This is a genomic window from Microbacterium sp. NPDC057659, from assembly GCF_042799915.1.
In the GTDB taxonomy this organism is placed as follows: domain Bacteria; phylum Actinomycetota; class Actinomycetes; order Actinomycetales; family Microbacteriaceae; genus Microbacterium.
The window spans coordinates 713,138-734,994 of sequence record NZ_JBHVHU010000001.1; the positions used below are offsets into that span (position 1 = coordinate 713,138).

General features: G+C 69.2%; 18 protein-coding genes and 1 tRNA gene. 4 read left to right on the plus strand and 15 right to left on the minus strand.

Translation table 11 applies throughout. From position 1 onward, the window contains the following. Positions 1 to 85 precede the first annotated feature (85 nt). Positions 86 to 823: a GH25 family lysozyme gene (locus ACFVAE_RS03450; protein WP_378887892.1), complete on the plus strand. Its 738-nt coding sequence runs from the start codon at positions 86 to 88 to the stop codon at positions 821 to 823. 46 nt (positions 824 to 869) lie between these two features. On the opposite strand, the gene ACFVAE_RS03455 is transcribed toward ACFVAE_RS03450, so the two are convergent. The 9 genes from ACFVAE_RS03455 to ACFVAE_RS03495 form a co-directional block, all read right to left on the minus strand. After that, positions 870 to 941: transfer RNA gene (locus tag ACFVAE_RS03455), tRNA-Gln, on the minus strand. A gap of 91 nt (positions 942 to 1,032) precedes the next feature. Continuing rightward, positions 1,033 to 2,334 carry a threonine/serine exporter ThrE family protein gene (locus tag ACFVAE_RS03460; protein ID WP_378887894.1) on the minus strand — a complete coding sequence of 434 codons (1,302 nt, stop codon included), beginning with the start codon at positions 2,332 to 2,334 and terminating at the stop codon, positions 1,033 to 1,035. 68 nt (positions 2,335 to 2,402) lie between these two features. Then, positions 2,403 to 3,914 carry a glutamate--tRNA ligase gene (gltX, locus tag ACFVAE_RS03465; RefSeq protein ID WP_378887896.1) on the minus strand — a complete coding sequence of 504 codons (1,512 nt, stop codon included), beginning with the start codon at positions 3,912 to 3,914 and terminating at the stop codon, positions 2,403 to 2,405. Positions 3,915 to 3,957: 43 nt separating this feature from the next. Then, a complete protein-coding gene (locus ACFVAE_RS03470; protein ID WP_378887897.1) occupies positions 3,958 to 4,707 on the minus strand; it encodes a class I SAM-dependent DNA methyltransferase in 750 nt (249 codons plus the stop codon). Positions 4,708 to 4,716: 9 nt separating this feature from the next. After that, the gene (locus ACFVAE_RS03475; RefSeq protein WP_378887899.1) at positions 4,717 to 5,997 is read right to left on the minus strand and encodes an MFS transporter; all 1,281 of its coding nucleotides are present in this window, start codon (positions 5,995 to 5,997) and stop codon (positions 4,717 to 4,719) included. Then, positions 5,994 to 6,764 carry a fumarylacetoacetate hydrolase family protein gene (locus tag ACFVAE_RS03480; protein ID WP_378887901.1) on the minus strand — a complete coding sequence of 257 codons (771 nt, stop codon included), beginning with the start codon at positions 6,762 to 6,764 and terminating at the stop codon, positions 5,994 to 5,996. Before ACFVAE_RS03480 ends, ACFVAE_RS03475 begins: the two co-directional genes overlap by 4 nt. A 70-nt stretch (positions 6,765 to 6,834) precedes the next feature. Continuing rightward, complete coding sequence (locus tag ACFVAE_RS03485; protein ID WP_378887903.1) at positions 6,835 to 7,947, minus strand: branched-chain amino acid aminotransferase; 1,113 nt, start codon at positions 7,945 to 7,947, stop codon at positions 6,835 to 6,837. Positions 7,948 to 7,997: 50 nt separating this feature from the next. Next, the gene (locus ACFVAE_RS03490; RefSeq protein ID WP_378887905.1) at positions 7,998 to 9,047 is read right to left on the minus strand and encodes a 3-isopropylmalate dehydrogenase; all 1,050 of its coding nucleotides are present in this window, start codon (positions 9,045 to 9,047) and stop codon (positions 7,998 to 8,000) included. A 34-nt stretch (positions 9,048 to 9,081) separates the two neighbouring features. Further along, complete coding sequence (locus ACFVAE_RS03495; protein ID WP_378887907.1) at positions 9,082 to 10,611, minus strand: MFS transporter; 1,530 nt, start codon at positions 10,609 to 10,611, stop codon at positions 9,082 to 9,084. A 104-nt stretch (positions 10,612 to 10,715) separates the two neighbouring features. On the opposite strand from ACFVAE_RS03495, the gene ACFVAE_RS03500 reads away from it, so the two are divergent. Next, positions 10,716 to 11,258 carry a TetR/AcrR family transcriptional regulator gene (locus tag ACFVAE_RS03500; protein ID WP_378887909.1) on the plus strand — a complete coding sequence of 181 codons (543 nt, stop codon included), beginning with the start codon at positions 10,716 to 10,718 and terminating at the stop codon, positions 11,256 to 11,258. A gap of 20 nt (positions 11,259 to 11,278) precedes the next feature. On the opposite strand, the gene ACFVAE_RS03505 is transcribed toward ACFVAE_RS03500, so the two are convergent. The 5 genes from ACFVAE_RS03505 to ACFVAE_RS03525 form a co-directional block, all read right to left on the minus strand. Beyond that, positions 11,279 to 12,511 carry an RNA polymerase sigma factor gene (locus ACFVAE_RS03505; protein WP_378887911.1) on the minus strand — a complete coding sequence of 411 codons (1,233 nt, stop codon included), beginning with the start codon at positions 12,509 to 12,511 and terminating at the stop codon, positions 11,279 to 11,281. 4 nt (positions 12,512 to 12,515) lie between these two features. Continuing rightward, complete coding sequence (locus tag ACFVAE_RS03510) at positions 12,516 to 12,890, minus strand: YciI family protein (RefSeq protein ID WP_378887913.1); 375 nt, start codon at positions 12,888 to 12,890, stop codon at positions 12,516 to 12,518. 168 nt (positions 12,891 to 13,058) lie between these two features. Continuing rightward, the gene (serA, locus tag ACFVAE_RS03515) at positions 13,059 to 14,663 is read right to left on the minus strand and encodes a phosphoglycerate dehydrogenase (RefSeq protein WP_378887915.1); all 1,605 of its coding nucleotides are present in this window, start codon (positions 14,661 to 14,663) and stop codon (positions 13,059 to 13,061) included. Positions 14,664 to 14,789: 126 nt separating this feature from the next. Next, positions 14,790 to 15,131 carry a hypothetical protein gene (locus ACFVAE_RS03520; RefSeq protein ID WP_378887917.1) on the minus strand — a complete coding sequence of 114 codons (342 nt, stop codon included), beginning with the start codon at positions 15,129 to 15,131 and terminating at the stop codon, positions 14,790 to 14,792. Then, the gene (locus ACFVAE_RS03525; RefSeq protein WP_378887919.1) at positions 15,128 to 15,640 is read right to left on the minus strand and encodes a hypothetical protein; all 513 of its coding nucleotides are present in this window, start codon (positions 15,638 to 15,640) and stop codon (positions 15,128 to 15,130) included. Before ACFVAE_RS03525 ends, ACFVAE_RS03520 begins: the two co-directional genes overlap by 4 nt. A 76-nt stretch (positions 15,641 to 15,716) precedes the next feature. On the opposite strand from ACFVAE_RS03525, the gene ACFVAE_RS03530 reads away from it, so the two are divergent. Beyond that, positions 15,717 to 16,628: a hypothetical protein gene (locus ACFVAE_RS03530; protein WP_378887921.1), complete on the plus strand. Its 912-nt coding sequence runs from the start codon at positions 15,717 to 15,719 to the stop codon at positions 16,626 to 16,628. A gap of 8 nt (positions 16,629 to 16,636) precedes the next feature. Here the strand turns inward: ACFVAE_RS03530 and ACFVAE_RS03535 are convergent, their stop codons facing one another. Continuing rightward, the gene (locus tag ACFVAE_RS03535; RefSeq protein ID WP_378887923.1) at positions 16,637 to 17,614 is read right to left on the minus strand and encodes a helix-turn-helix domain-containing protein; all 978 of its coding nucleotides are present in this window, start codon (positions 17,612 to 17,614) and stop codon (positions 16,637 to 16,639) included. A gap of 160 nt (positions 17,615 to 17,774) precedes the next feature. On the opposite strand from ACFVAE_RS03535, the gene ACFVAE_RS03540 reads away from it, so the two are divergent. After that, positions 17,775 to 21,836, plus strand: a complete 4,062-nt coding sequence (locus ACFVAE_RS03540; RefSeq protein WP_378887925.1) for a hypothetical protein — start codon at positions 17,775 to 17,777, stop codon at positions 21,834 to 21,836. Positions 21,837 to 21,857 lie beyond the last annotated feature (21 nt).

Here is a 21,857-nt window from a genome sequence, read left to right on the forward strand (position 1 = left end):
GCGGCTCGGAGCATCGGCGCTGATGTGCATTCGAGAATGGCACGTCCCCCACGCCGACGGCAACAGCATGAGACAGACTGGGGCCATGAGCCGACGAACCCGAAGGCGCCTGATCGTGGTGACCGCGAGCGTCGCCGTGACGCTCGGCATCCTCTCGACCCTGATCATCACGGGCGTCCTCTGGCCGTCGCGGATGCTCGCCGCCGGCTATTCCGTACGCGGCATCGACATCTCGGCCTACCAGGGCGAAGTGGACTGGGACGTTCTCGCCGCCGAGGACATCGAGTTCGCCTACATCAAGGCGACCGAGGGCTCCTCCGCCGTCGACTCCCGGTTCGCGGCGAACTGGGCGGGTGCCACGAAGACCGACCTGCTGATCGGCGCGTATCACTTCGTGAGCTTCGAGAGCAGCGGCGAGGCACAGGCCGCGCACATCATCGAGACGGTACCCGCCGGCGCGACCCTGCCCATCGCCCTCGACCTGGAGTACTACGGCGACTTCTTCGCCCACCCGCCGACACGGGCGCGGGTCGACGCGATCCTGGGCCCGCTGCTGATGCGGCTCGAGGAGCACTACGGATCGCCGCCGGTGATCTACGCGACCTCACAGGCCTACGACCGCTACCTGTCGGGCGCCTATCCCGACAATCCGATCTGGAGCCGCTCGCTGGCGATCCCGCCACGCCTGAATGACGGGCGGGACTGGACCATCTGGCAGTACTCCGACCACGACCGCCTCGACGGCTACGTGGGTGAGGAGCAGTACATCGACATGAACGTGTTCAGCGGCACTCGGGACCAGATGGCCGCGCTCGCGAGGTGATCCCTGACAGCAGAAAACCCCCGCCTGAGCGGGGGTTCTTCATCTGCTGGGGTACCTGGACTCGAACCAAGAATGGCGGTACCAGAAACCGCTGTGTTGCCAATTACACCATACCCCAAGGGCGAAACCGGAGCTCCGCACCGAGAGTTAAGCTTACCCGACTCCCCGACGGCCGCCAAACCGGCTCGGTATCCCGCGCGCGTCGTGGATCAGAGCTCGCCCATGCGGGCGGGCTTCACCCAGCGCAAGAACACCGTCGACCGCGTGATGCGAGCGAGGTCGGCGAGCAGTGCGCCCACCTTCGTGCCGATGCTCAGACTGAGGAACATCATCAGCGCCGTCGTGACGGCCTGAGGATCGAAGCTCGCCAGCGACACCAGCCCGATGGTGCCCGGCACCAGCAGCAGGAACGCGGGCTGGAACGACACCGTCGCCGGCACTGCGAGTGTGACGCGCTCCAGCACGCGCGCGGCGACGAAGAGCAGCGCCCCGGCGACGCCGGTCGCCACGACGTTCCCCATCAGCGGGCTGAGCAGCGCGAGCACCGCGTAGGTGCCGGTCATCACCACGACGCACACGAGGGTCAGCCGGAATCCCGATCCGAAGGCCAGCCCGATGCCGATCGCGAGGATCACCACCGCGATCCAGGCCACCCACAACGGTGGCAGGGCCTGCCAACCTCCGTGATCGTTCGTCAGCTGCACGGCGTCACCGACGAGTGCGGCGGATGCCGAGTCGATGTGCATCCCGGTCAGCGTGGCCCCCGCGTAGACGCCGGCGGCCATGAAGGCGAGCATGATCAGGCCGTACATCAGCCGGGATGCCCCCGTGACGATGTCCGTCGACGTCAGCTCCAGCAGCGCGTTGGTGATCAGCGCACCGGGCACCAGGATCGCGATCGGCGCACACACGGCGAACAGCGGCACCGGCCCCAGATCCAGGGTGTTCGCCGCCGTGCCGACCAGGATCGTCGAGACGAAGGCCGAGACGAACGGCGCCACGGCGGCCGCCGCTCGCACGCGCATCATCAGCAGGGTCAGCCCGCCCACCAGCAGTCCCACGAACAGCGCGAGCACGATCGCCCACCAGGGGCAGCGGAACAGGGTGGCGAGGGCGCCCGCGAGCAGACCGCATCCGATCAGGCTCTGCAGCCCCGGCATCCGCCGCGGTGTCGCGCGGATGGCGGTGATCCGCGCCGGTGCCGCGGCCAGCGGCTGCGCGCCCGACTCGAGGTCGCGCACGAGCCGGCTGGCCTTCGCGGACTGCCGGAACGTGAGCGCCGCCCCTTTGCCGATCACGGTCGTCGTCGACGATGCCGCGCCTGGTCGGCTCACCATGACCATCTCCGGCAGGATCGCGAACTCGACCGGCGAGTCGGGCAGCGCCCGCCTGCTCACCTGCTCGAGCGTGCCGCGCACGTCGGTGACCGACGTGCCGCACTCCAGCAGCAGCACGCCGAGGTCGCCGAGGATCACGTCCGTATCGGACTCCGAGGTTGCGACATCCGTCACAGGCATCCCCTCTCGCGATCACCTGACGCGTTTCGTCTCGCTTCGCGCGCCCAACGACCGGGACGCGGTCAGCCCGCGAGCTTCTCCCCCAGTGTCCGCAGCCGGCGCAGCGACTCGTCCTTGCCGAGCAGCTCCATCGACTCGAACAGCGGCGGCGATACGCGGCGGCCGGTGATCGCGACGCGCGGCGGGCCGTAGGCCACGCGCGGCTTCAGCTCGAGGCCGTCGATCAGCGCGGCGGACAGCGCCTCCTGGATCGCCTCCGGGGTGAACGCCTCGAGCGGCTCGAGAGCGGCGACTGAGGCCTGCAGCACCTCGGCCGCGTTCGCGGGGAGCCCCTTCATCGCGTCGTCCTCGTAGGAGACCTCGTCGGCGAACAGGAAGCCGAGCATGCCGGGAGCCTCGCCCAGCAGCTGCATCCGCTCCTGCACCAGCGGCGCCGCGCGGAACGCGAGCACGATCTGCTCGTGGGTGGGCTCCGCACCGCCGAAGACGTCGGCCGCGGCGAGGTAAGGCAGCAGCCGCTCGGCGAAGTCCTTGCCGTCGAGCATGCGGATGTGGTCGCCGTTGATCGAGACGGCCTTCTTCTGGTCGAAGCGGGCCGGGTTCGGGTTGACGTCGGCGATGTCGAACGCGGCGACCATCTCGTCGCGCGAGAACACGTCGCGGTCGGGCCCGATCGACCAGCCCAGCAGCGCGAGATAGTTCAGCAGCCCCTCGGGGATCATGCCGCTGGAGCGGTGCAGGAACAGGTCGGCCTTCGGGTCGCGCTTGGAGAGCTTCTTGTTGCCGGTCTCGCCGAGCACCAGCGGCATGTGGCCGAAGCGCGGGATGAACGTGGTCACACCGGCGTCGATCAGCGCGGCGTAAAGTGCCAGCTGGCGTGCGGTGGACGGCATGAGGTCCTCACCGCGCAGCACGTGCGTGACGCCCATCAGAGCGTCGTCGACGGGGTTCACGAACGTGTACAGCGGCACGCCGTTCGGGCGCACGATCACGTAGTCGGGGAAGCTGCCGGCCGGGAAGGTCACCTCGCCTCGGATCAGATCCACGAAGGTGAGGTCGTGGTCGGGAACGCGCAGGCGCAGCGCGGGCTGGCGGCCCTCGGCGCGGAACGCGGCCTTCTGCTCGTCGGTGAGGTCGCGGTCGTAGTTGTCGTAACCGAGCTGCTTGGCGCGACCTGCGGCCTCGTTGCGGGCGTCGATCTCCTCGGCGGTCGAGAAGCTCTCGTAGACGAGCCCTGCGGCGACCAGCTTGTCGAGCACCTCGCGGTAGATGTCGTGGCGCTGCGACTGACGGTACGGTCCGTTCGGGCCGCCCACCTCGACGCCCTCGTCCCAGTCGATCTCGAGCCAGCGCAGCGCGTCGAGCAGCTGCTGGTAGCTCTCCTCGCTGTCGCGCGCGGCGTCGGTGTCCTCGATGCGGAACACGAGCTTGCCGCCGTTGTGCCGCGCGTACGCCCAGTTGAACAGGGCCGTGCGGATCAGGCCGACGTGCGGCAGACCGGTCGGCGAAGGGCAGAAGCGGACGCGGACGTCGGCTCCGGTGGCGGTGGTGGTGCGGGGATCAGGAGTAGCCATAGCCCTTCGATTCTACCGAGCGCGGATGCCGCTCCACGGCGCCTCAGATCGCGGCATCCTTCCGCCACACCGAGACGTGCGATTCGCTCTCCGAGGTGAACGGCGAGCCGCTCCAGTCGGCATGCCGCGACTCCAGCGACATGCCGGCGATGCGGGCCATCAGATCGAGCTCGGACGGCCAGACGTAGCGGTAGCGGAGTGAACCGTACCGGTAGCCACCGTCGTCCTGGCGCGTGTAGTGGTGCGAGATCGCGCGCTGGGTGACGAAGTCGTAGGTGTCGAAGCCCAGGTGCTGTTCGGAGACGTCGAACGGCGCGGCATCCTGCCCGGGCGGCATCCGGCGCACCGACGGCACGCCGACCTCGACGACGAACCGGCCGCCCGGCACCAGATGGCGCGCGGCGTTGCGGAAGCAGTCCACCTGCGCTTCCTGCGTCCAGAGATTGCCGATGGTGTTGAACACGAGATAGACGAGGCCGAACTCGCCGGGCACCGCGGTCGACGACATGTCGCCGATCACGACCGGGATCGCATCCGTCTTCTCGCGCAGCCGGCCCGCCATCGCGGGCGAGTACTCGAGGCCGCTGACCGGGACGCCGCGCTCGTGCAGCGGGATCGCGACGCGTCCGGTGCCGATCGCGAACTCCAATGCCGGTCGTCCTTCTGCTCGCTCCGCCAGGAAACCCGTGGTCGCCGCCAGCAGCTCGCGCGCGAACATCGGATCGTCGGGGTCGTCGTAGGCGTCGGCCGTGGCCTTCGTCCACAGATCACTGGGGACCTCGCTGTCAGTCATCCCGGCAGTCTAGGACGGGACGGCGACGCGGTCACGGCCGGCGCGGGCCAGCGGCGAGAGAGCGGTGATCGCGATCACGATCACCAGGGCTGTGGCGCCGAGGCCGCCATACCCGAAGTTCGTCAGCACGAGCCCGGCGAGCGCCGCACCGACGGCGGCGGTGAGGCTCATCAGCGAGTCGCTGATGCCCTGACGGCGCGGACGCTGCAGCGTGGTCGACGACTCGGTCAGCAGCGCGGCGCCGGCGACCGTCGCCGCGCTCCAGCCCAGACCGAGCAGGATCAGCGCGACCATCACGCCGACCGGGTTCTCCCCCGCGAAGATCGCGGTGAGCAGGGAGGCGGTGAGCAGCGCCTGTCCGAGCAGCACGACGCGGACGCGCCCCCACCGGTCGGAAAGGATGCCGAAGACGGGCGACAGGCCGTACATGCCCGCCACATGCAGGCCGATCGTCAGGCCCACGAGCGTCGTGATGTCGGTCTCGGTCGTCTCCATGCCGTGCATGCCATGCGCCATGTGGGACAGGTGGATCGGGGTCATGGCCATGACGGAGGCCATCACGGCGTGCGATCCCGAGACGGCGAAGATCGCGTAGCGCGCGGCCACGGGCCGGTCCACGGACGCACCGAGCGCCGCAGACCTGCTGCCGTCCGTCGCCATCCGCAGCGCGAGCAGCAGCGGGTCGGGCCGCAGCGCGACCAGGTACAACACGAGGGCGAGCGCCTGGGCGATCAGCGAGAAGACGTACGAGCCTGTGAGATGCGGCATCCCGAGCGCCTGTCCGACCACCTCGCCCGGAGTGAGCAGGAACGGACCGGCGACGCCGCCGATCGTCGTCGACCAGACCACGATCGACAGATCACGACCGCGGTGCTGTGCTGAGGCGAGATCGGTCGCGGCGAAGCGCGACTGCAGGTTGCCCGCGTTGCCCATGCCGATCAGGATGACGCCCACCAGGAGCACCGGGAAGCTGCGGACGGATGCCGCGGTGATCACGATGCTCACTCCGACCAGAGCGAGCAGGTTGCCTGCGGTCAGCGAGAGCCTGCGACCGAATCGGCCGGCGAACCGCGCCAGCGGAATGGCCGCGGCGGCGGCCCCGAGGGTGACCGACGCCGTCGCGAGACCGGAAAGCGCATCGTCGCCGGAGAGATCGGCCGCCAGCAGCGCGCCGAGCGACACGGTCGCGCCGAAGGCGATGCCGCCGAGCACCTGGCCGAGCGCGAGGATGCCGACGGTGCGACGCTGGATCCGCTCCAGATCGCCCTGCGCGAGTGCGGCCGTGGTCACGAGGCGTCGCGCACCGGGTTGCGCAGCGTGCCGATGCCGGAGACCTCGACCTCGACGGAGTCGCCCGCGACGATCGGGCCGACGCCGGCCGGTGTTCCGGTCAGGATGACGTCGCCGGGGAGAAGCGTGAACACCGCCGAGGCGTAGGCGATGATGTCGGCGACCGAATGGATCATGTCCGACAGCGGAGCGTGCTGACGCACCTCGCCGTTCACCCGGGTCTCGATGGTCGCGGTGGCGTCATCGAACTCGGTCTCGATGACCGGGCCGAGCGGGGCGAAGGTGTCGAACCCCTTGCCACGGGTCCACTGGCCGTCCTTGCGCTGCAGATCGCGGGCGGTGACGTCGTTGCCGACCGTGTATCCGAAGACGTGCTCGAGTGCGTTCTCGGCGCTGACGTTCTTCGCGACCCGGCCGATCACGGCCACCAGCTCACCCTCGAACTCGACGCGGTCCGAGAGTGCGGCAGGCCTCACGATGGCGTCGCCGGGGCCGATCACGGCGGTGTTGGGCTTCAGGAACAGCAGCGGCTCCTCCGGCGCGACGTTGCCGAACTCCGCGGCGTGGTCGTGGTAGTTCCGGCCCACGCAGAGCACCTTCGAGCGCGGGATCACCGGTGCGAGCAGCACGGCGTCGGCGAGCGGCACGCGCTCCCCCGTCGGCTCGTAGCCCGTGAACATCGGGTCGCCGTCGAGGACGACGAGGTCACCGTCATCCACGATGCCGAATCGGATGCTGCCCTGGTGACTGAAACGCGCGATCTTCACCCGCTCAGCCTAGTCACCCGGCATGACGAAGGGCCCGTCCGAGGACGGGCCCTTCGGGAGCTGAAGCGGGTCAGGCGTCCAGACGGACGAGCCAGCCGTGCTTGTCCTCGCGGCGGCCGTACTGGATGTCGGTGAGCTCTTCGCGCAGCGACATCGCGAGCTCGATCGACTCGGGGCCTTCGTGCACGATCTCGAAGTCGGTCGCCATGAGCTTGCCGATCGGGACCACCACGGCGGCGGTTCCGCAGGCGAACGCGCCCACGATCTCGCCGGATGCCGCGCCCTCGCGCCACTCGTCGATGGAGAGCTTCCGCTGCTCGACCGTCAAGCCGCGGTCCTTCGCGAGCTGAAGGATCGAGTCGAGCGTGATGCCCTCGAGGATCGAGTCGGACTCGGGCGTCAGCAGACGCCCGTCGCGGGTGACGAGCACGAGGTTCATGCCGCCGAGCTCTTCGATGTACTCGCCGTCCAGGAACAGCACCTGCTGGCATCCCTTGGCGTACGCCTCCTCCTGCGGGAGCAGGCTGGACGCGTAATTGCCGCCGGTCTTGGCCGCGCCCGTGCCGCCGTGCCCTGCGCGGGCGTAGTCGGTCGACAGCCAGATGTTCACCGGCTGCACGCCACCGGGGAAGTACGCACCGGCGGGGCTGGCGATCAGGTAGTAGCCGACCTTCTTCGCGGCGCGCACGCCGAGGAAGGCCTCCTTGGCGAACATGAACGGACGCAGGTACAGGCTCTCCTCGGGGTTGCTGGGAACCCAGGACGAGTCGAGGGCGACGAGCTGCTTGAGCGACTCGATGAAGAGCTCCTCGGGCAGCTCCGGCAGCGCGAGGCGGCGGGCCGAGCGCTGCAGGCGCGCGGCGTTGCGGTCGGGACGGAACGTCCACACCGAGCCGTCCGCGTGGCGGTATGCCTTGAGCCCCTCGAAGATCTCCTGCGAGTAGTGCAGAACGGCAGCGGCCGGGTCGAGCGGGATGGGCCCGTAGGGCTGCACGCGCGGGCGGTGCCAGCCGCCCTTCTCGGACCAGCACAGGTCGACCATGTGGTCGGTGAAGTACTGACCGAACCCGGGGGCGCTCAGGATCTCTTCGCGCTCAGCGTCGGAGCGCGCGTTCTCGTTGCGGGTCACCTGCCAGATGAGTCCGGCGGGTGACGGTGCCTGAAGGGGAAGTCCGATGGTCATGATGTGGTGTCCTGACAGGTCGAAAAGCGGGTGGTGCGCCGGAACCCAGATTACGCCCGGAGCCGGGCGATGATCGCGTCGCCGATCTGTGCGGTGCTGCGCGAGGCATCCCGCTCGGCGATGTCCTGCTCGACCGCCTGCTGCACGCGGGCGGCCTCGTCACGCAGCCCGAGGTGATCGAGCAGCAGGGCGACGGAGAGGATGGCGGCGGTCGGATCAGCCTTCTGCTGTCCTGCGATGTCGGGAGCCGAGCCGTGCACGGGTTCGAACATCGAGGGGAAGGCGCCGGTCGGGTTGATGTTTCCCGAGGCTGCGAGTCCGATGCCACCGGTGACGGCGCCGGCCAGATCCGTGAGGATGTCGCCGAAGAGGTTGTCGGTGACGATCACGTCGAAGCGCGAAGGGTTGGTGACCAGGAAGATCGTGGCCGCGTCGACGTGCAGATAGTCTACGGCCACGCCGGGGTGCTCCTGCGCCACCTCGTCGACGACGCGCTTCCACAGACCGCCGGCGTTCACCAGCACGTTCGTCTTGTGCACCAGCGTGACGCGGTTGTCGCGCCGCTCGGCCAGCTCGAAGGCGTAGCGGACGACGCGCTCCACGCCGTAAGCGGTGTTCACACTGGTCTCGTTGGCCACCTCGTGCGGGGTGCCGCGGCGGATGCTGCCGCCGTTGCCCACGTACGGCCCCTCTGTGCCCTCGCGGACGACGACGAAGTCGATCTCACCGGGCTCGGCCAGCGGGCCGGGAGCACCGGCGAACAGCTTCGACGGACGCAGGTTGACGTAGTGGTCCAGCTCGAAGCGCAGCTTCAGCAGCAGGCCGCGCTCGATGTTCGCGTCCTTGAGCCGCGGGTCGCCCGGCTGGCCCCCGACGGCGCCGAGCAGGATGGCGTCGTGCGCGCGGATCGCGTCGAGGTCGTCGTCGGTGAGCGTGTCTCCGGTCTCGAGGTAGCGGGCGGCACCGAGCGAGAAACGGGTCTTCTCGAACCTCGTCTCGCCACCGGCGGTGACGGCGTCGAGCACCTTCTCCGCCTCCGCGATGACCTCGGGTCCGATGCCGTCACCGGGGATGACGGCAAGCTTCACGACACGCGACATGACACTCCTTGCTCGGGGACCGCCCCGCCACGCCTCAGGAGCGGGTGCGTGTTTTCAGCGTAGTCGCCGCGATGACCGCGGCGAGCACCACAAGTCCTGCGCCGATCAGCGAGGTCACGCCCACGCCGGACCCGAAGGCCGCGGTCGCGGCATCCCAGAGCTGCCCGGCCAACGCGTCCGGCAGGCCGTGCGCGACCGTGTACGCGCCGGCGAGAGTCTCGCGGGCGGCCTCCGCCGCCGCGGCGCTCAGGCCCTCGGGCAGCACCAGCGCACCGCGATAGAACGCGGTGATGATGCCGCCGAGGATCGCGGTGCCCAGCACCGCGCCCAGCTCGTAGGCGGTCTCGGAGACCGCGCTGGCGGCTCCCGCCTTCTCGGGCGGTGCGCTCGCCAGGATCAGTTCGTTCGAGATCGTCTCGGCCGCGCCGATGCCGATGCCGAGCGACACGAACGACAGGACGAGGGCCGCGATCGATCCGCTCGTGAACGCCACCAGCAGATAGCCGATCACCGAGAAGACCAGCGCCGCAGGGATGAGGATGTGCGGCGAGACCCGGCGGGACAGCGGCACGATCGCCAGCCCCGACACGATCATCGCGGCCATACCGGGCACCAGGGCGAACCCGGCGACCATCGGCGTCAGCCCCAGCACCAGCTGCAGGTGCTGCGACACGTAGTACAGGAAGCCGACGAGCGCGACCACGCTGAGCAGATTCACCAGGATGGCACCCGAGAACGAGCCGCGACGGAACAGCGCCATGTCGAGCATGGGGACATCTGCCCGCAGCTGGCGGCGCACGAACAGCACGCCCATCAGGGTGCCGAGCATCGCGAACCCTCCTGCGGCCCAGGTCGGGCCGTCGACGGCGAACGACTTGATTGCGTACACGACCGGGATCATCGCGGCCATGGACAGCAGGATGCTGATCGGGTCGATGCGGCCGGGGTTCGGGTCACGGCTCTCGGGCACCAGCAGCGGTGCGCAGATCAGCAGCGGGATGAGCACGGGCACGGCGATGAGGAACACGGAGCCCCACCAGAAGTGCTCCAGCAGGAAGCCGCCGACGATCGGGCCGAGCGCGGAGCCGGCCGAGAACGCCGAGGCCCACACCGCGATCGCCATGCGGCGCTGATCGCGGTTGGTGAAGATCGACCGCAGCAGCGACAGCGTCGACGGCATCAGCATGGCGCCGAAGAAGCCGAGCAGCGCGCGGGCGCCGATCAGCGTGAGCGCCGTGGGAGCGAAGGCAGCCAGCGCCGACACCGCTGCGAAACCGGTGGCGCCGATGAGCAGCATCCGTCGCCGGCCGAACCGGTCGCCGAGCGTGCCCATCGTGACCAGGAGCCCTGCGAGCACGAGCGGGTAGACGTCGATGATCCAGAGCTGTTCGGCACCGCTCGGCGAGAGCGCCAGCGAGATCTCGGGCAGCGCGAAGCTCAGCACGGTGTTGTCGACAGAGACGAGCAGCACCGGCAGCATCAGCACGATGAGCGCCCACCAGCCACGCGCTCCGACACGAGGGCCGTCGGTCTCCTGCACGGGGATCGATGCGGTGATGGTCATGCTGTCACTTCTCCTTGGACTTCGCGGACGACCAGATAACTATACCGTCCGGTTGGTATAGTAATGGAAGCACGACTGAGCATGCACTGAGCAGAGGAGTTCCCATGCCGCGCCCGCCTCGCGCCAAGGAAGGCGTCCTCGACGCCTACGAACGCCTCCTCATCGACGAAGGTGAGCGGGCCGCCACACTCGAGGCCACGGCTCGGGCGGCCGGCGTTTCGAAAGGCGGGCTGCTCTACCACTTCGGCTCGAAGGAGGATCTCGCCGCCGGGCTGCTCGACCGCCTCTCGGATCTCGTCGACGCGGACGTGCAGCGCATGGAGACCGCCGAGGAGGGTGCTGTCGCCTACTATCTGCGCACATCGGTCATGATCGACGACCCGCTCGACCGTGCGCTCATCGCGACATCGCGCCTCGCCCAGGGGGGACACGCCGCGGCGACGGCCGCGCTGAACGCCGTCCGCCGCCGATGGGCCGCCACCATCGCCCCACGCGTGCGCGATGAGGCCGCACTCGACCTGGTCATGATGCTCAGCGACGGGCTGTACTTCAACAACGCTCTCGGGGGCGACGGCGGCGATCGTCTCGTCCCCGACGACCAGCGGATGCGAGCGCTCATCGCGCTGGTGCTGAAGGCGACATCGTAAGTCCCCACGATCCCGCCGGATCAGCCGTCGCGACCGTCCGCCTCCGCCAGTCGCCGCTCGAGATGCCTGCGCACCGCAGGATCCTCGGCGAGAGCGATCGCCTCGAGCAGGTCGCGTTCCGCGCCCGCCCGGTCGCCGGCGCGCAGACCCAGCTCGGCGCGGACTGCGAACGCCTGGGCCGCGAGCGACCCCTGGAACAGCTGCTCGTCGGCATCCAGCTCCAGTCGTGCGCCGGTGGCGCCGACGCCGTCCGCATACCCGCGCGCGACGATCCTGGCAAGCCGCGCGGACGGCGACGGCCACTGCGTGACCAGTCCGTCGTAGAGAAGCGCGATCGCCGGCCAGTCGGTCGCGTCCCACTCCGCCGCGATGGCGTGAAGACCCGCGATTCCCGCCTGCAGTGCGAAACGACCGGTCCCGGTGTTCAGCGCGTCCGTCGCCAGTGTCTCGCCCTCCCCGATCAGCGCTCGATCCCACCGGCCACGGTCGGCCTCGGCGAGAGCCACCAGCTCGCCCGCAGGGTCGACACGGGACGGATGCCTCGCCTCGGTGAGCAGCAGCAGGGCGAGCAGCCCGACAGCCTCCGAGTCGTCACCGGCGATCCGCCGTGCGTCGCGCGCGAGCTCCACGGCGTCGGCGCAGAGCCTTCGCCCGTCTTCTGATGTCGGCGCCGCATACCCGGTCGTGTACAGCAGCGAGATCACCGAGAGCGCGTCCGGCAGCCGGGAGCGCACCTGTGCGGCGTCCGAGATGGCGAAGCGGATGCCGGAGTCGTGCAGCCGCTTCTTCGCCCTGGTGAGTCGTGCCGCCATCGTCGGTTCGGAGACCAGCAGCATCGCCGCGACGTCGCGGGTCGCGATGCCGCAGGCGAAGCGCAGCGCGAGCGCGAGCCGGGTCTCCTCGGCGAGGTCGGGATGACACACGGTCAGGATCAGTTCGAGCCTCTCATCGCCCGTGAACGCGAAGTCAGCGGCATCAGCCGTGACGGTGGCCGTGTCGGCGGCCAGAGCCGGCAGCGCCCTCGCCGCGGTGCGCTCCCTCCTGATCGCGTCGACGGCCGCCCGGCGCGCGGCCGTGGTGATCCACGCAGAGGGGTTCGAGAGCACCACTCCCGATCGTTCCTGCGCGAGTGCGCGCAGGAACCCCTCCTGCACAGCGTCCTCGGCGAGCTGCAGGTCGCCCGTGTATGCAGCCACGGCACCGAGGATGCGCCCCGCGTCCACGCGGAACGCATCCTCGATCCGGTCGGACATCGTGTCAGGCGTTCGCTTCGCGAGCCGCCGCCATGTCGAGCACCGGATGCACGTCCAGCCAGCCGCCGGTCGGCACGAGGGCCGCGAGTTCGCGGGCCTGCTCCACCGAATCGGCGGTGAAGACGTAGAACCCGGTGACGACCTCACGGGTCTCACCGAACGGCCCGTCGGTGAACACCGGACCGTCCGACCCGGGCTGGATGCGGAAGGCCTCGGACTGGGCACGCAACGGCACGCCGGCGGTGACCCGCTGACCTGCTGCGGCGACGGCGGCCTGGAAGGCCTTGTGGCCGGCAAGATCCGCCTCGATCTGCGCGGGTGAGCTGCCGGTGTAGTCCCATTCCGGTTCGCGGATGATGATCATGTACTCGTCGGACATCTTCACTCCTTCGTCGGGCGGGCCCGGTGGCCCGCTGAGGTGTCGAACACCGATACGACGTGGAGCATCTCCCGAAATCGACAGCCCGGGCAGATTCTTTCAGAACTTCTTCCCGGGCGGAACGACGAACGGCCCGCCCTCGGGAGGACGGGCCGTTCTGCAGCGGTGTCAGAGAGTGGTGACCTCGATCTGGCGGAACAGGTCCGCGTCGATCGCATCGCGGATCTCCTCGACGAGCTCGTCGCTGACCGGCGAGTCGAGGGTCAGGACGCTGAGCGCCTGGTCGCCGGCGGCACGGCGGGCGATCTGCATTCCGGCGATGTTGACGCCGGCCTCACCGAACTTCTGGCCGTAGACGGCCACGATTCCGGGGCGGTCGGTGTACAGCATCACGACGTGGTGCTGTCCGAGCGGCAGCTCGAGGGCGTGGTCGTTGATGCCGACCAGCTTCTCGATCTGCTTCGGACCGGTCAGGGTGCCCGAGACGGACAGCTGCGATCCGTCGGAGAGCGCGCCGCGCAGCGTGATGACGTTGCGGTACTCCTCGCTGACGTCGTCCTTCAGCAGCCGCACCGCCACGCCGCGCTGCTCCGCGAGCAGCGGAGCGTTCACGTACGAGACGGTCTCGCTGACGATGTTCGCGAAGACGCCCTTGAGCGCGGCGAGCTTGAGCACACTCACGTCGTAGTCGTTCAGCTCGCCGTGCACCTCGACGTCGAGGCTGGTCAGCGGCGACTGCGCGAGGCCGGAGAACACCTGACCGAGCTTCTCGACCAGTGCGATGCCGGGGCGCACGTAGGGGTCGATGACGCCACCGGCGACGTTGACCGCGTCGGGCACCAGGTCGCCGCCGAGCGCGAGACGGACGGAGCGCGCGACCGACACGCCGGCCTTCTCCTGCGCCTCCTCGGTGCTGGCGCCCAGGTGGGGGGTGACGACGACGTTCGACAGCTGGGCGAGCGCACGAGCGGTGCTGCCCTCGGCCGGCGGCTCGGAGGTGAACACGTCGAGTCCGGCGCCGGCGATCTCGCCGGTCTGCAGCGCCTCGAGCAGCGCGTCCTCGTCGATCAGGCCGCCGCGGGCGACATTGACGACGTACGCCGACGGCTTCATGGCCTTGAGCTGCTCCGCGCCGATCATCCCGGTGGTCTCGGGGGTCTTCGGCATGTGGATGGTGAGGAAGTCGGCCTCGGCCAGCAGCTCCTCCAGGGAGACGAGCTGTACGCCCAGCTGCTGCGCGCGGGCACTGGTGACGTAGGGGTCGTAGGCGACGAGACGCACGTCGAAGCCGCTCAGCCGCGCGGCGATCAGGGCGCCGATGCGGCCGAGGCCCACGATGCCCACGGTCTTTTCGAGCAGCTCGGTGCCGGTGAAGCTGGAGCGCTTCCACGCACCGGCGGCCAGCGAGGCGTGCGCGGCGGGAATGTGCCGCGCCAGGCTCAGGATGTGGCCGACGGTCAGCTCGGCGGCGGAGACGATGTTCGAGGTCGGCGCGTTGACGACCATGACGCCGGCGGCCGTCGCGGCCTTGATGTCGACGTTGTCGAGGCCCACGCCCGCACGGGCGACGACCTTGAGCTTCGGCGCGTGCGAAAGCGCCTCCGCGTCGATCTTCGTGGCCGAGCGGACCAGCACCGCGTCGGCGTCGGCGAGGGCGGCGAACAGCGCCTCGCGGTCGGTGCCGTCGACGTCGCGGACGTCGAAATCGGGCCCGAGGGCGTCGATCGTGGCAGGAGAGAGGACTTCGGCGATGAGCACGACGGGCTTCGGCACAGTGGATCCTTCGGGGCAGCGCGGCAGGCGGGAGAGAGCCGATGCGCCGCACACCGTCGGGGGCGCGATCGAGCACCACTGTACCCGAGCCCGATGGGTGCTCCCGTCCGTGTGACGCCCGCTGGATCAGCCCATCGCGATGCTGCGCATCATGTACGACAGCACGTTCAGCCAGAACACGGCCGACAACCCGACTCCGGCCAGCAGCACGATGACGTACTGCCAGAGCGTGCGACGACGTGCCAGGACGATGGCCGCGGTGAACACCAGCGCGGGCAGCACGGCGGCGAACAGCAGCGCGACCCAGTCCATCGCCGCAAGGCCCAGCGGAGCGACCCCGATCAGGAAGGCGATGGCGTTCCAGACCAGATAGGCGTACGCGAGTCCGGCCAGCCCGGTGATGAATCCCGAGAGCGCCGAGCGGAAGCGCGACGGAGCGGGCTCAACGGAGTTGTCTGCGGCGGTCATGCGGCCACTCCCCCGGTCATCACGAAAGGCCAGGGAACGAGGAACACGACTCCGGCGATCAGCGCCGTCAGGCGCACCCAGCTACGCGAGTTGCGGGTGAGCATCCAGGACGCCGCGAACCACAGCACCGGCGCCGCCACCGCGATCACGAGCGTCGCGGTGTACATCACGCTCGGGATGAGGAACAGCGCGCCGGCCTGCATCCGGAGCCCACCGATCAGCCAGCCGATCGTGTACAGGAGGTAGATGCCGCCGACGGCACCGAGCGCGAGCAGCATCCCGGTGGAGAGCCCCTCGTACTCCTCGTCGTCCTCATCCTCCTCTGGAGCGGATGCCGCAGGAGCGGGGTCCTTCGACATGGAGGCCTCGTGCGGAGCATCCACTGCCGGAGTCGACTCGACCTTCTCGCTCCCCCGGCCGACGGCCTGCCAGCCCTTCGGCAGCGTGGGGCGCTCCACGTCGGAGTCGCCGTCCCAGCTCAGGGCGTCATCGTCGGGATCGGATGTCATGTCTCCAGCGTAGCGATCCGAATCCTCCGCCCAGTAGGCTCGGGGCGTTCAGCGAACACTCAGGAGGGGAGCCATCGTGGCGGAGAGCGGCGAGCAGGCAGTCGAGACGGATGCGCCGGGCTGGAAGCCCACGCCCGAGGCCAAGAAGAAGGCCACCACCTTCCGCTGGATCGCGGTCGCGCTGTGGGTCCTCGCGATCGTCGGCGAGGCGGTCGGAATCTTCTGGCTGCTGCGCCAGCGCGTGTACGTCGGCGAGGCGGGCACGCTCACCCGCGACCCCGACACCGGTCTCGTGTCCGAGAGCGGCGCGACCGCGATCTTCCCGCAGTGGGCGTTCATCTCCCTCCTCGTGCTGCTGGTCGTGATCGCCGCACTGTCCATCACCGGATCGGTGCTGTGGAAGAAGGCGAATCGCCTCGACCCTGCGCGCAAGTCCGACAAGACGCGCTTCTTCGTTCAGAACCAGCTCGGCGCGATCATCGCCATCGTCGCCTTCCTGCCGCTGGTGATCCTGATCTTCCTGAACAAGGACATGGACAAGGGGCAGAAGGCCACCGCCGGCATCGTCGGCGTCGTCCTCGCGCTGATCGCCACCTACATCGGCATCGACCTCGCCCCCGCCTCGGTCGAGCAATACACGGCCGACCAGTCCACGGTGGTCATGCTGCTCGGCAAAGACCAGGTCGTCTGGGTCGACGGCGGCAAGGTCTATCACGTGTGCGACGAGGTGCCCGATGTGCAGACCGGCAGCGAGATCCGCACCGGCACCACGGCTGAAGCAGTCGAGGCCGGCAAGACCCGGCTCACTCTCGAGTTCGCCTCGGAGCTGAAGAAGTGCGGGCTGCCCGTGCCCGAGAACTCCGCCGAGATCGTCTCGGCGATCCGTGAGATCCGCGACGGTTCGACCGGGACCGTGCTGCCGGCGCCGGTGTGGGGCGACGGCGTCACGCCGCCGATCGTCGTGAAGGATGCGGTGCCTGCGAGCTAGCTAGCGGGTCACACCCACCCGCGCTTCGCGGCCTGAGCACCGGCCTGGAAGCGGCTCGACGCGCCGAGCCGCTCGATCAGCTCGGCCACGTGTCGGCGAACTGTGCGCTCTGAAAGGCCGAGGTGTCGAGCGACCGTCTCGTCCTTCAGCCCCGCGCTGAGCAGCCGCAGCAGCTCGGAGTCCAGCCCGGACAGGTCGCCGACCGCTTCGTCGTCGCCGAACACGGGGCTCGCCAGCTCCCAGCTGACCTCGAAAAGCTCGACCAGGGCATCGCACAGCCGTGATTGCCGCACCAGCACGGCGGTGGTGCGGGTGCTCTCCTCACGCGCGGTCAGCGGCACCACGGCCACGCGCCGGTCGATGAGCATCATCTTCAGAGGCACGTGCGCGGCGACCCGCGCCTCCTCGCCCAGACCGGACAGCCGCCGAATCGCGTCGACGCGTTCCGGCACCTCCAGCACGCTGGCGCCGTACACCGCGCGGATCCGCACGCCGCGCGCAAGCAGCACCTCCTCGGTCTCGCTCTCCGACCGCGGCACATCCGTCACGTACGGGGGTTCCTCGAATGCGATCACCTCGTGCTCGGCGGTCCGCAGCAGCGCATCCAGCCGCTCCGAGATGATCGACGGCCCGTCCAGGACCTCCACCAGCTGCTGGGGCTCGGAGCGCAGCATCCGCTCCATGTACTCGGCCGCGTAGGTGTCGATCGCGGCCGTCGCGCGCTCGAGCTCGGCCTGGCGAGCACGCACCAGGATCGGGATGCCGATGCGGGGGTCGACGGGTGCGTACTGTGGCGGCGTGGCGTCATCGACTGTCGCCAGGCCTGACACCACCAGGCCATCGGCGGCGCGACGGGCGGCTGCAGCCGTCACGCCGAGCGTCTCCGCAATCTCGCGCGCGCGAAGATGCGGATGCCGCAGCAGCGCGCGATAGGCGCGCTCCTCGGCCTCGCCCAGGCCGACCCCGTCCAGCACTCTTGTCCCCATCCCTGTCGACTATGCGTGAGTCTAGTGACCTAATCCGGCCATTGTCCGGATGCTGTCCACATCCGGCATACGAAACCTGGGAGCATTCTTGGGAACCCGCTTTCCCGCGGGCTGTCCCGCACCCCCGAGCGGGCTCCTTCCCCACAGAGAGACACTCCCCATGAACCGGTCTCATCGTCGCCTGCGCTCCGCAGGCGTCGCGGTGGCCGCGACGACAGTCATCGGACTGCTCGCCGTGCCCGCCGCGTACGCCACGGACACAGCACCCGATGCCCCGCGCCTCACACCCGAGGCGCTCTCATCGCTCAGCGACCAGTACACCCCGCGATCCGACGGAACCCCCGGCCTCGTGGCCGAGGCGTCCGGTCAGGCGGAAACCGCGGATGCGACACCCGAGCTCAAGTCGAGCGGTCCGAGCAAGAGCGACCAGGATGTCAAGGGCTTCGAATCGAAGGGGAGCTTCGAGACGATGCAGGGTGTCGCCAGCCCCATCGCGCTGAACGGCACGGAGGACTGGGTCTCCGTCTCGAACGCCGGTGGTCTGGCCCGCTACGACGGCAAGGGCAACCTAAAGTGGCAGATCGGCATCCATGACCTGTCCGCCGACTGGCAGATCAGCTACGACCTGCCCTACGTGATCGAAGACCTCAAGCCCTCGATGTTCCAGGGCTTCAGCCCCTACCAGCCCAGCAGCGTCGGCCGTCACCCATTCGCCCAGCTCGATGTGAACGGCGACGGCGTTTCGGATGTCGCAGTCGCCTACCAGCTCGGCACCGATCCGCAGATCGCGTTCCAGACGCCCGGATCCGACCTGACCAGCGGCACTTTCGTGAGCGTCATCGACGGCGCCACCGGCGACATGGTCTGGCACGAGCTCATCCCCGGCTCGGTCGGCTCGATGCTCGCGCAGGACGGCAAGCTCGTCGTGGCACAGAACACTGGTCCGAACTGGAACCTCAATCCGGTTGCGACGCAGGGCGACAGCCGTAGCTCGTTGATCGCCTACTCGTTCTCGGGCCGCGGCGACAAGATCACGGGCACGACCGCGTGGGCATACAGCACGAAGGCGCCGTTCGCGAAGTGGTCCGACATCGAGTCGCTCGGCCACGGCCGGATCACCGCCGCGTGGACGGACACCCCGCTCGGCCTTGGCAACCCGCGCCCGGCCGCCGGTCATGTGCTGGTCGTCGACACGAAGGACGGCAACGCCGTCATGGATGTCAAGACGCCCGGATACCCGCGCATCGTGCAGAAGGATGCCGTCGACGGCCGCGTCCTGGTGACCGAGCAGAACGACCCGTTCGACGCGGTGCGGCTCGACCTGACTGCGATCGACATCGCCTCGGGCAAGCGCACGGTGATCGCCTCGCACGATGGCAAGGTCCCGGTCGCCACGGCCGTGAACCCGAACGGCAGCGGCCCGCGCTACGTGCTCGCCGAGATCGGCATCAACGCCGATCTGACCGACGGGGCTTCGACCCTGAGCGGCGTGAGCGCGAACGGCGCGGACCAGTGGACCTACACGACGGAATCCACCGTCGGCTCCGCTCGCGCACCAATCACCGGACTCACCGTCGGCGCGAACGGCCTCGCTGTCGCGACCGTGAGCGACGGCGTCGCCCAGTCGCTGACGCAGCCCAACGGTCCCGAGCACACACAGCTCGTGGGTGTAGACACCCGCACAGGAAAGCTCGCCTGGAGTCGTGATGGCGCGGTCGCCGGCACCGAGGCGACTCCCTACCAGGGTGGGTACCTGACCGCCGGTTACGACCTGACCGCGTGGCACACCGACAAGAAGGGCGTGGCCTCGGCCATGCCTCTCATGGGCGACCTGTACGCGGCAGCCGACTACGACGTGAACGGCGACGGCCGCAAGGATGTCATCGCCGCAGGACAGAGCCGCGGTGTGTTCGCCCTCGACGGCGCAGCGCTCGCCGATGGCCGCACGAAGGTGCTGTGGTCGGCGGCCGTCTCCTCTGGCTCGCACGGTCTGCATGTCGCATCCGTCGCCGACGCCAAGGGCAAGAAGGCCGACCGGGTCGTTGTGGCCACGTCGCACGGCTTCGCCGTGCTGAACCCGCGCACCGGCAAGGTGCAGTCGGATGTGAAGACCGGTGCATTCCAGTGGGATGTCACTGTTGCGGACGGCAAGATCCTGGCAAGCAGCGACAAGACGTTCGGCGCCTATGACGCCGACGGCGGCGCAGTCTGGTCGTATCGCCCGGCGTCCGCCGGAGACAAGCCCGTCGCGTACTCGACCTCGGTGGTCGAGGACGGGCGCGTCTTCCTGGAGTACGGCGGAGTGCGCTCGCGCATCGGCATCGGCACCTCCGACCCGGCTCCCACCGCTGCGGCGATCGATCTGAAGAAGGGCACCGAACTCTGGGCCGTGGCCGCTTCCGGCGCCAAGGCCACCTGGATCGAATCCCAGAACGGGGTCCGCACGGCCGACGTGCCCGGTGCGGACGGCAACGCCGTGGCATTCGCCTTCGGCGGTGACACCGTCACCACCCGCGGGCACACCGTCCTTCTGCTCGACGGACGCACCGGCGAGAAGGTGAAGACGCTCGAGGCCAACGGTTCGGCGACTTTCCAGGGCTTCTCCGGTTCGAAGACACAGGGGCTGTTCTGGCTGCACACCGCGCAGATCCACCAACTCCCCGCCAACGGTTCCGACCCGTACTACATGCGGACGATCCCCAACGTCTGGCAGGCGGTCATGGCGACCGCGCAGGACGGAACCGAGCTGTTCGTCGGCGGCACAGGTGGAGTCCTCTCCTGGGCTGCGCCGTTCCCGAACGCACCGGAGACGTATGTCTCCGCTCTGGGTTCCGCGTTCGCCTATTTCGCCGGCACCGTCACCACAGCGGACCTGAACGAAGGACCGGCTACCGACCTGATCGCTCTGCCGCGCGATTACATGGCGTTCAACCTGAACCAGAGTGTCGGCGGGTATGGCGATAATCCGTTCGCGCTTGACAACTTCGCACACGGCCTCACGATCCTGCAGGCATCGGGGGCGAAGCCCGCCACAGGTGCGGACGCCGCAGCCTCCGCACCGAGCGCGGACGCCGTAGAGGCGGTGAAGGCGACCGAGCTTGATACCTCGCCTCTGCCTGTGGGCGTGGCGACCGCGCCTCACCAGATCGTGAAGCAGACGGCCGTCACGCCGCACGCGGAGATCACCGTTCCGGGCTACACACCGCAGCAGATCCAGAAGCGCCTCGGACTCTCCGGCGACGGCGAGGGCCAGACGGTCGCGATCACCATCGCGTACCACTACCCCACCGCGAAGGACGACGCGAACACCGCGGCCGCCCAGTTCGGCCTGCCGCAGACCTGCGACGTCGCCGCCACCGGTGAGGACTGCTTCGAGTTCGAGCAGATCGCCGCGGACGGCAAGACACCGACCGTGAACGCTCAGTGGAACCAGGAGGCCGCGCTCGACATCCAGTCGATCCACGCGGTCGCCCCGAAGGCGAAGATCGTGCTCGTCGAGGCGACGGATGCCACGGCGGCGCCGATGTACCGCGCCGTGGACAAGGCCGCCTCGCTGAAGCCGACGGCCATCAGCAACAGCTGGGGCACGAACGAGTTCTCGGAAGAGGCGTTCTACAACAAGCACTGCGCGCTGACCGCCTCGGTCTGCCTGCAGTCGACGGGCGACTTCGGCTGGCCGTCGAGCTACGGGAGCACCAACCCGAACATCATCGCTGTGGGCGGCACGAACATGAAGCTGGACGCCGAGGGCAATACCCTCAGCGAGACCGCATGGAAGGCGACCGGCGGCAGCGTGAGCTTCTTCCAGGAGCGCCCGGCCTACCAGGACGGCGTCGTGGAGGGCGGGCTCCGCTCGACCCCCGATGTCAGCTTCGTGGCCGACCCGGCGACCGGCTTCTCGGTGTTCTACACGGCGAACGGGCGTCAGTTCTGGGCGGCCGTCGGAGGCACCAGCCTCTCCGCTCCGCTCTGGGCCGGCATCCTCGCGGTGACCGACCAGCTGCGCTCGGCCGACGGCAAGGACCGCCTCGTGGCGGTCGGCGCCGACGGCGCGTCGCCGGCGCACGAGGCGCTCTACAGCCTGGACAAGGGACTGGCAGACGTCACGTCCGGCAGCAACGGTCTCTGTGGTGTCGAGTGCACCGCAGGCCCGGGATACGACTCGGTGACCGGCCTCGGATCCCCGGTCGCGGGGATCGACAAGGCCCTCGCCGAGAAGTGACACCCTGAGGACCACGAGTCC

Coding starts and splice junctions, on each gene's coding strand:
- ACFVAE_RS03450 (WP_378887892.1), top strand. CDS start 86: ATGAGCCGACGAACCCGAAGGCGCCTGATCGTGGTGACCGCGAGCGTC.
- gltX (WP_378887896.1), bottom strand. CDS start 3,914: ATGGCTACTCCTGATCCCCGCACCACCACCGCCACCGGAGCCGACGTC.
- ACFVAE_RS03470 (WP_378887897.1), bottom strand. CDS start 4,707: ATGACTGACAGCGAGGTCCCCAGTGATCTGTGGACGAAGGCCACGGCC.
- ACFVAE_RS03485 (WP_378887903.1), bottom strand. CDS start 7,947: ATGACCATCGGACTTCCCCTTCAGGCACCGTCACCCGCCGGACTCATC.
- ACFVAE_RS03490 (WP_378887905.1), bottom strand. CDS start 9,047: ATGTCGCGTGTCGTGAAGCTTGCCGTCATCCCCGGTGACGGCATCGGA.
- ACFVAE_RS03495 (WP_378887907.1), bottom strand. CDS start 10,611: ATGACCATCACCGCATCGATCCCCGTGCAGGAGACCGACGGCCCTCGT.
- ACFVAE_RS03500 (WP_378887909.1), top strand. CDS start 10,716: ATGCCGCGCCCGCCTCGCGCCAAGGAAGGCGTCCTCGACGCCTACGAA.
- ACFVAE_RS03505 (WP_378887911.1), bottom strand. CDS start 12,511: ATGTCCGACCGGATCGAGGATGCGTTCCGCGTGGACGCGGGGCGCATC.
- ACFVAE_RS03510 (WP_378887913.1), bottom strand. CDS start 12,890: ATGTCCGACGAGTACATGATCATCATCCGCGAACCGGAATGGGACTAC.
- ACFVAE_RS03520 (WP_378887917.1), bottom strand. CDS start 15,131: ATGACCGCCGCAGACAACTCCGTTGAGCCCGCTCCGTCGCGCTTCCGC.
- ACFVAE_RS03525 (WP_378887919.1), bottom strand. CDS start 15,640: ATGACATCCGATCCCGACGATGACGCCCTGAGCTGGGACGGCGACTCC.
- ACFVAE_RS03535 (WP_378887923.1), bottom strand. CDS start 17,614: ATGGGGACAAGAGTGCTGGACGGGGTCGGCCTGGGCGAGGCCGAGGAG.
- ACFVAE_RS03540 (WP_378887925.1), top strand. CDS start 17,775: ATGAACCGGTCTCATCGTCGCCTGCGCTCCGCAGGCGTCGCGGTGGCC.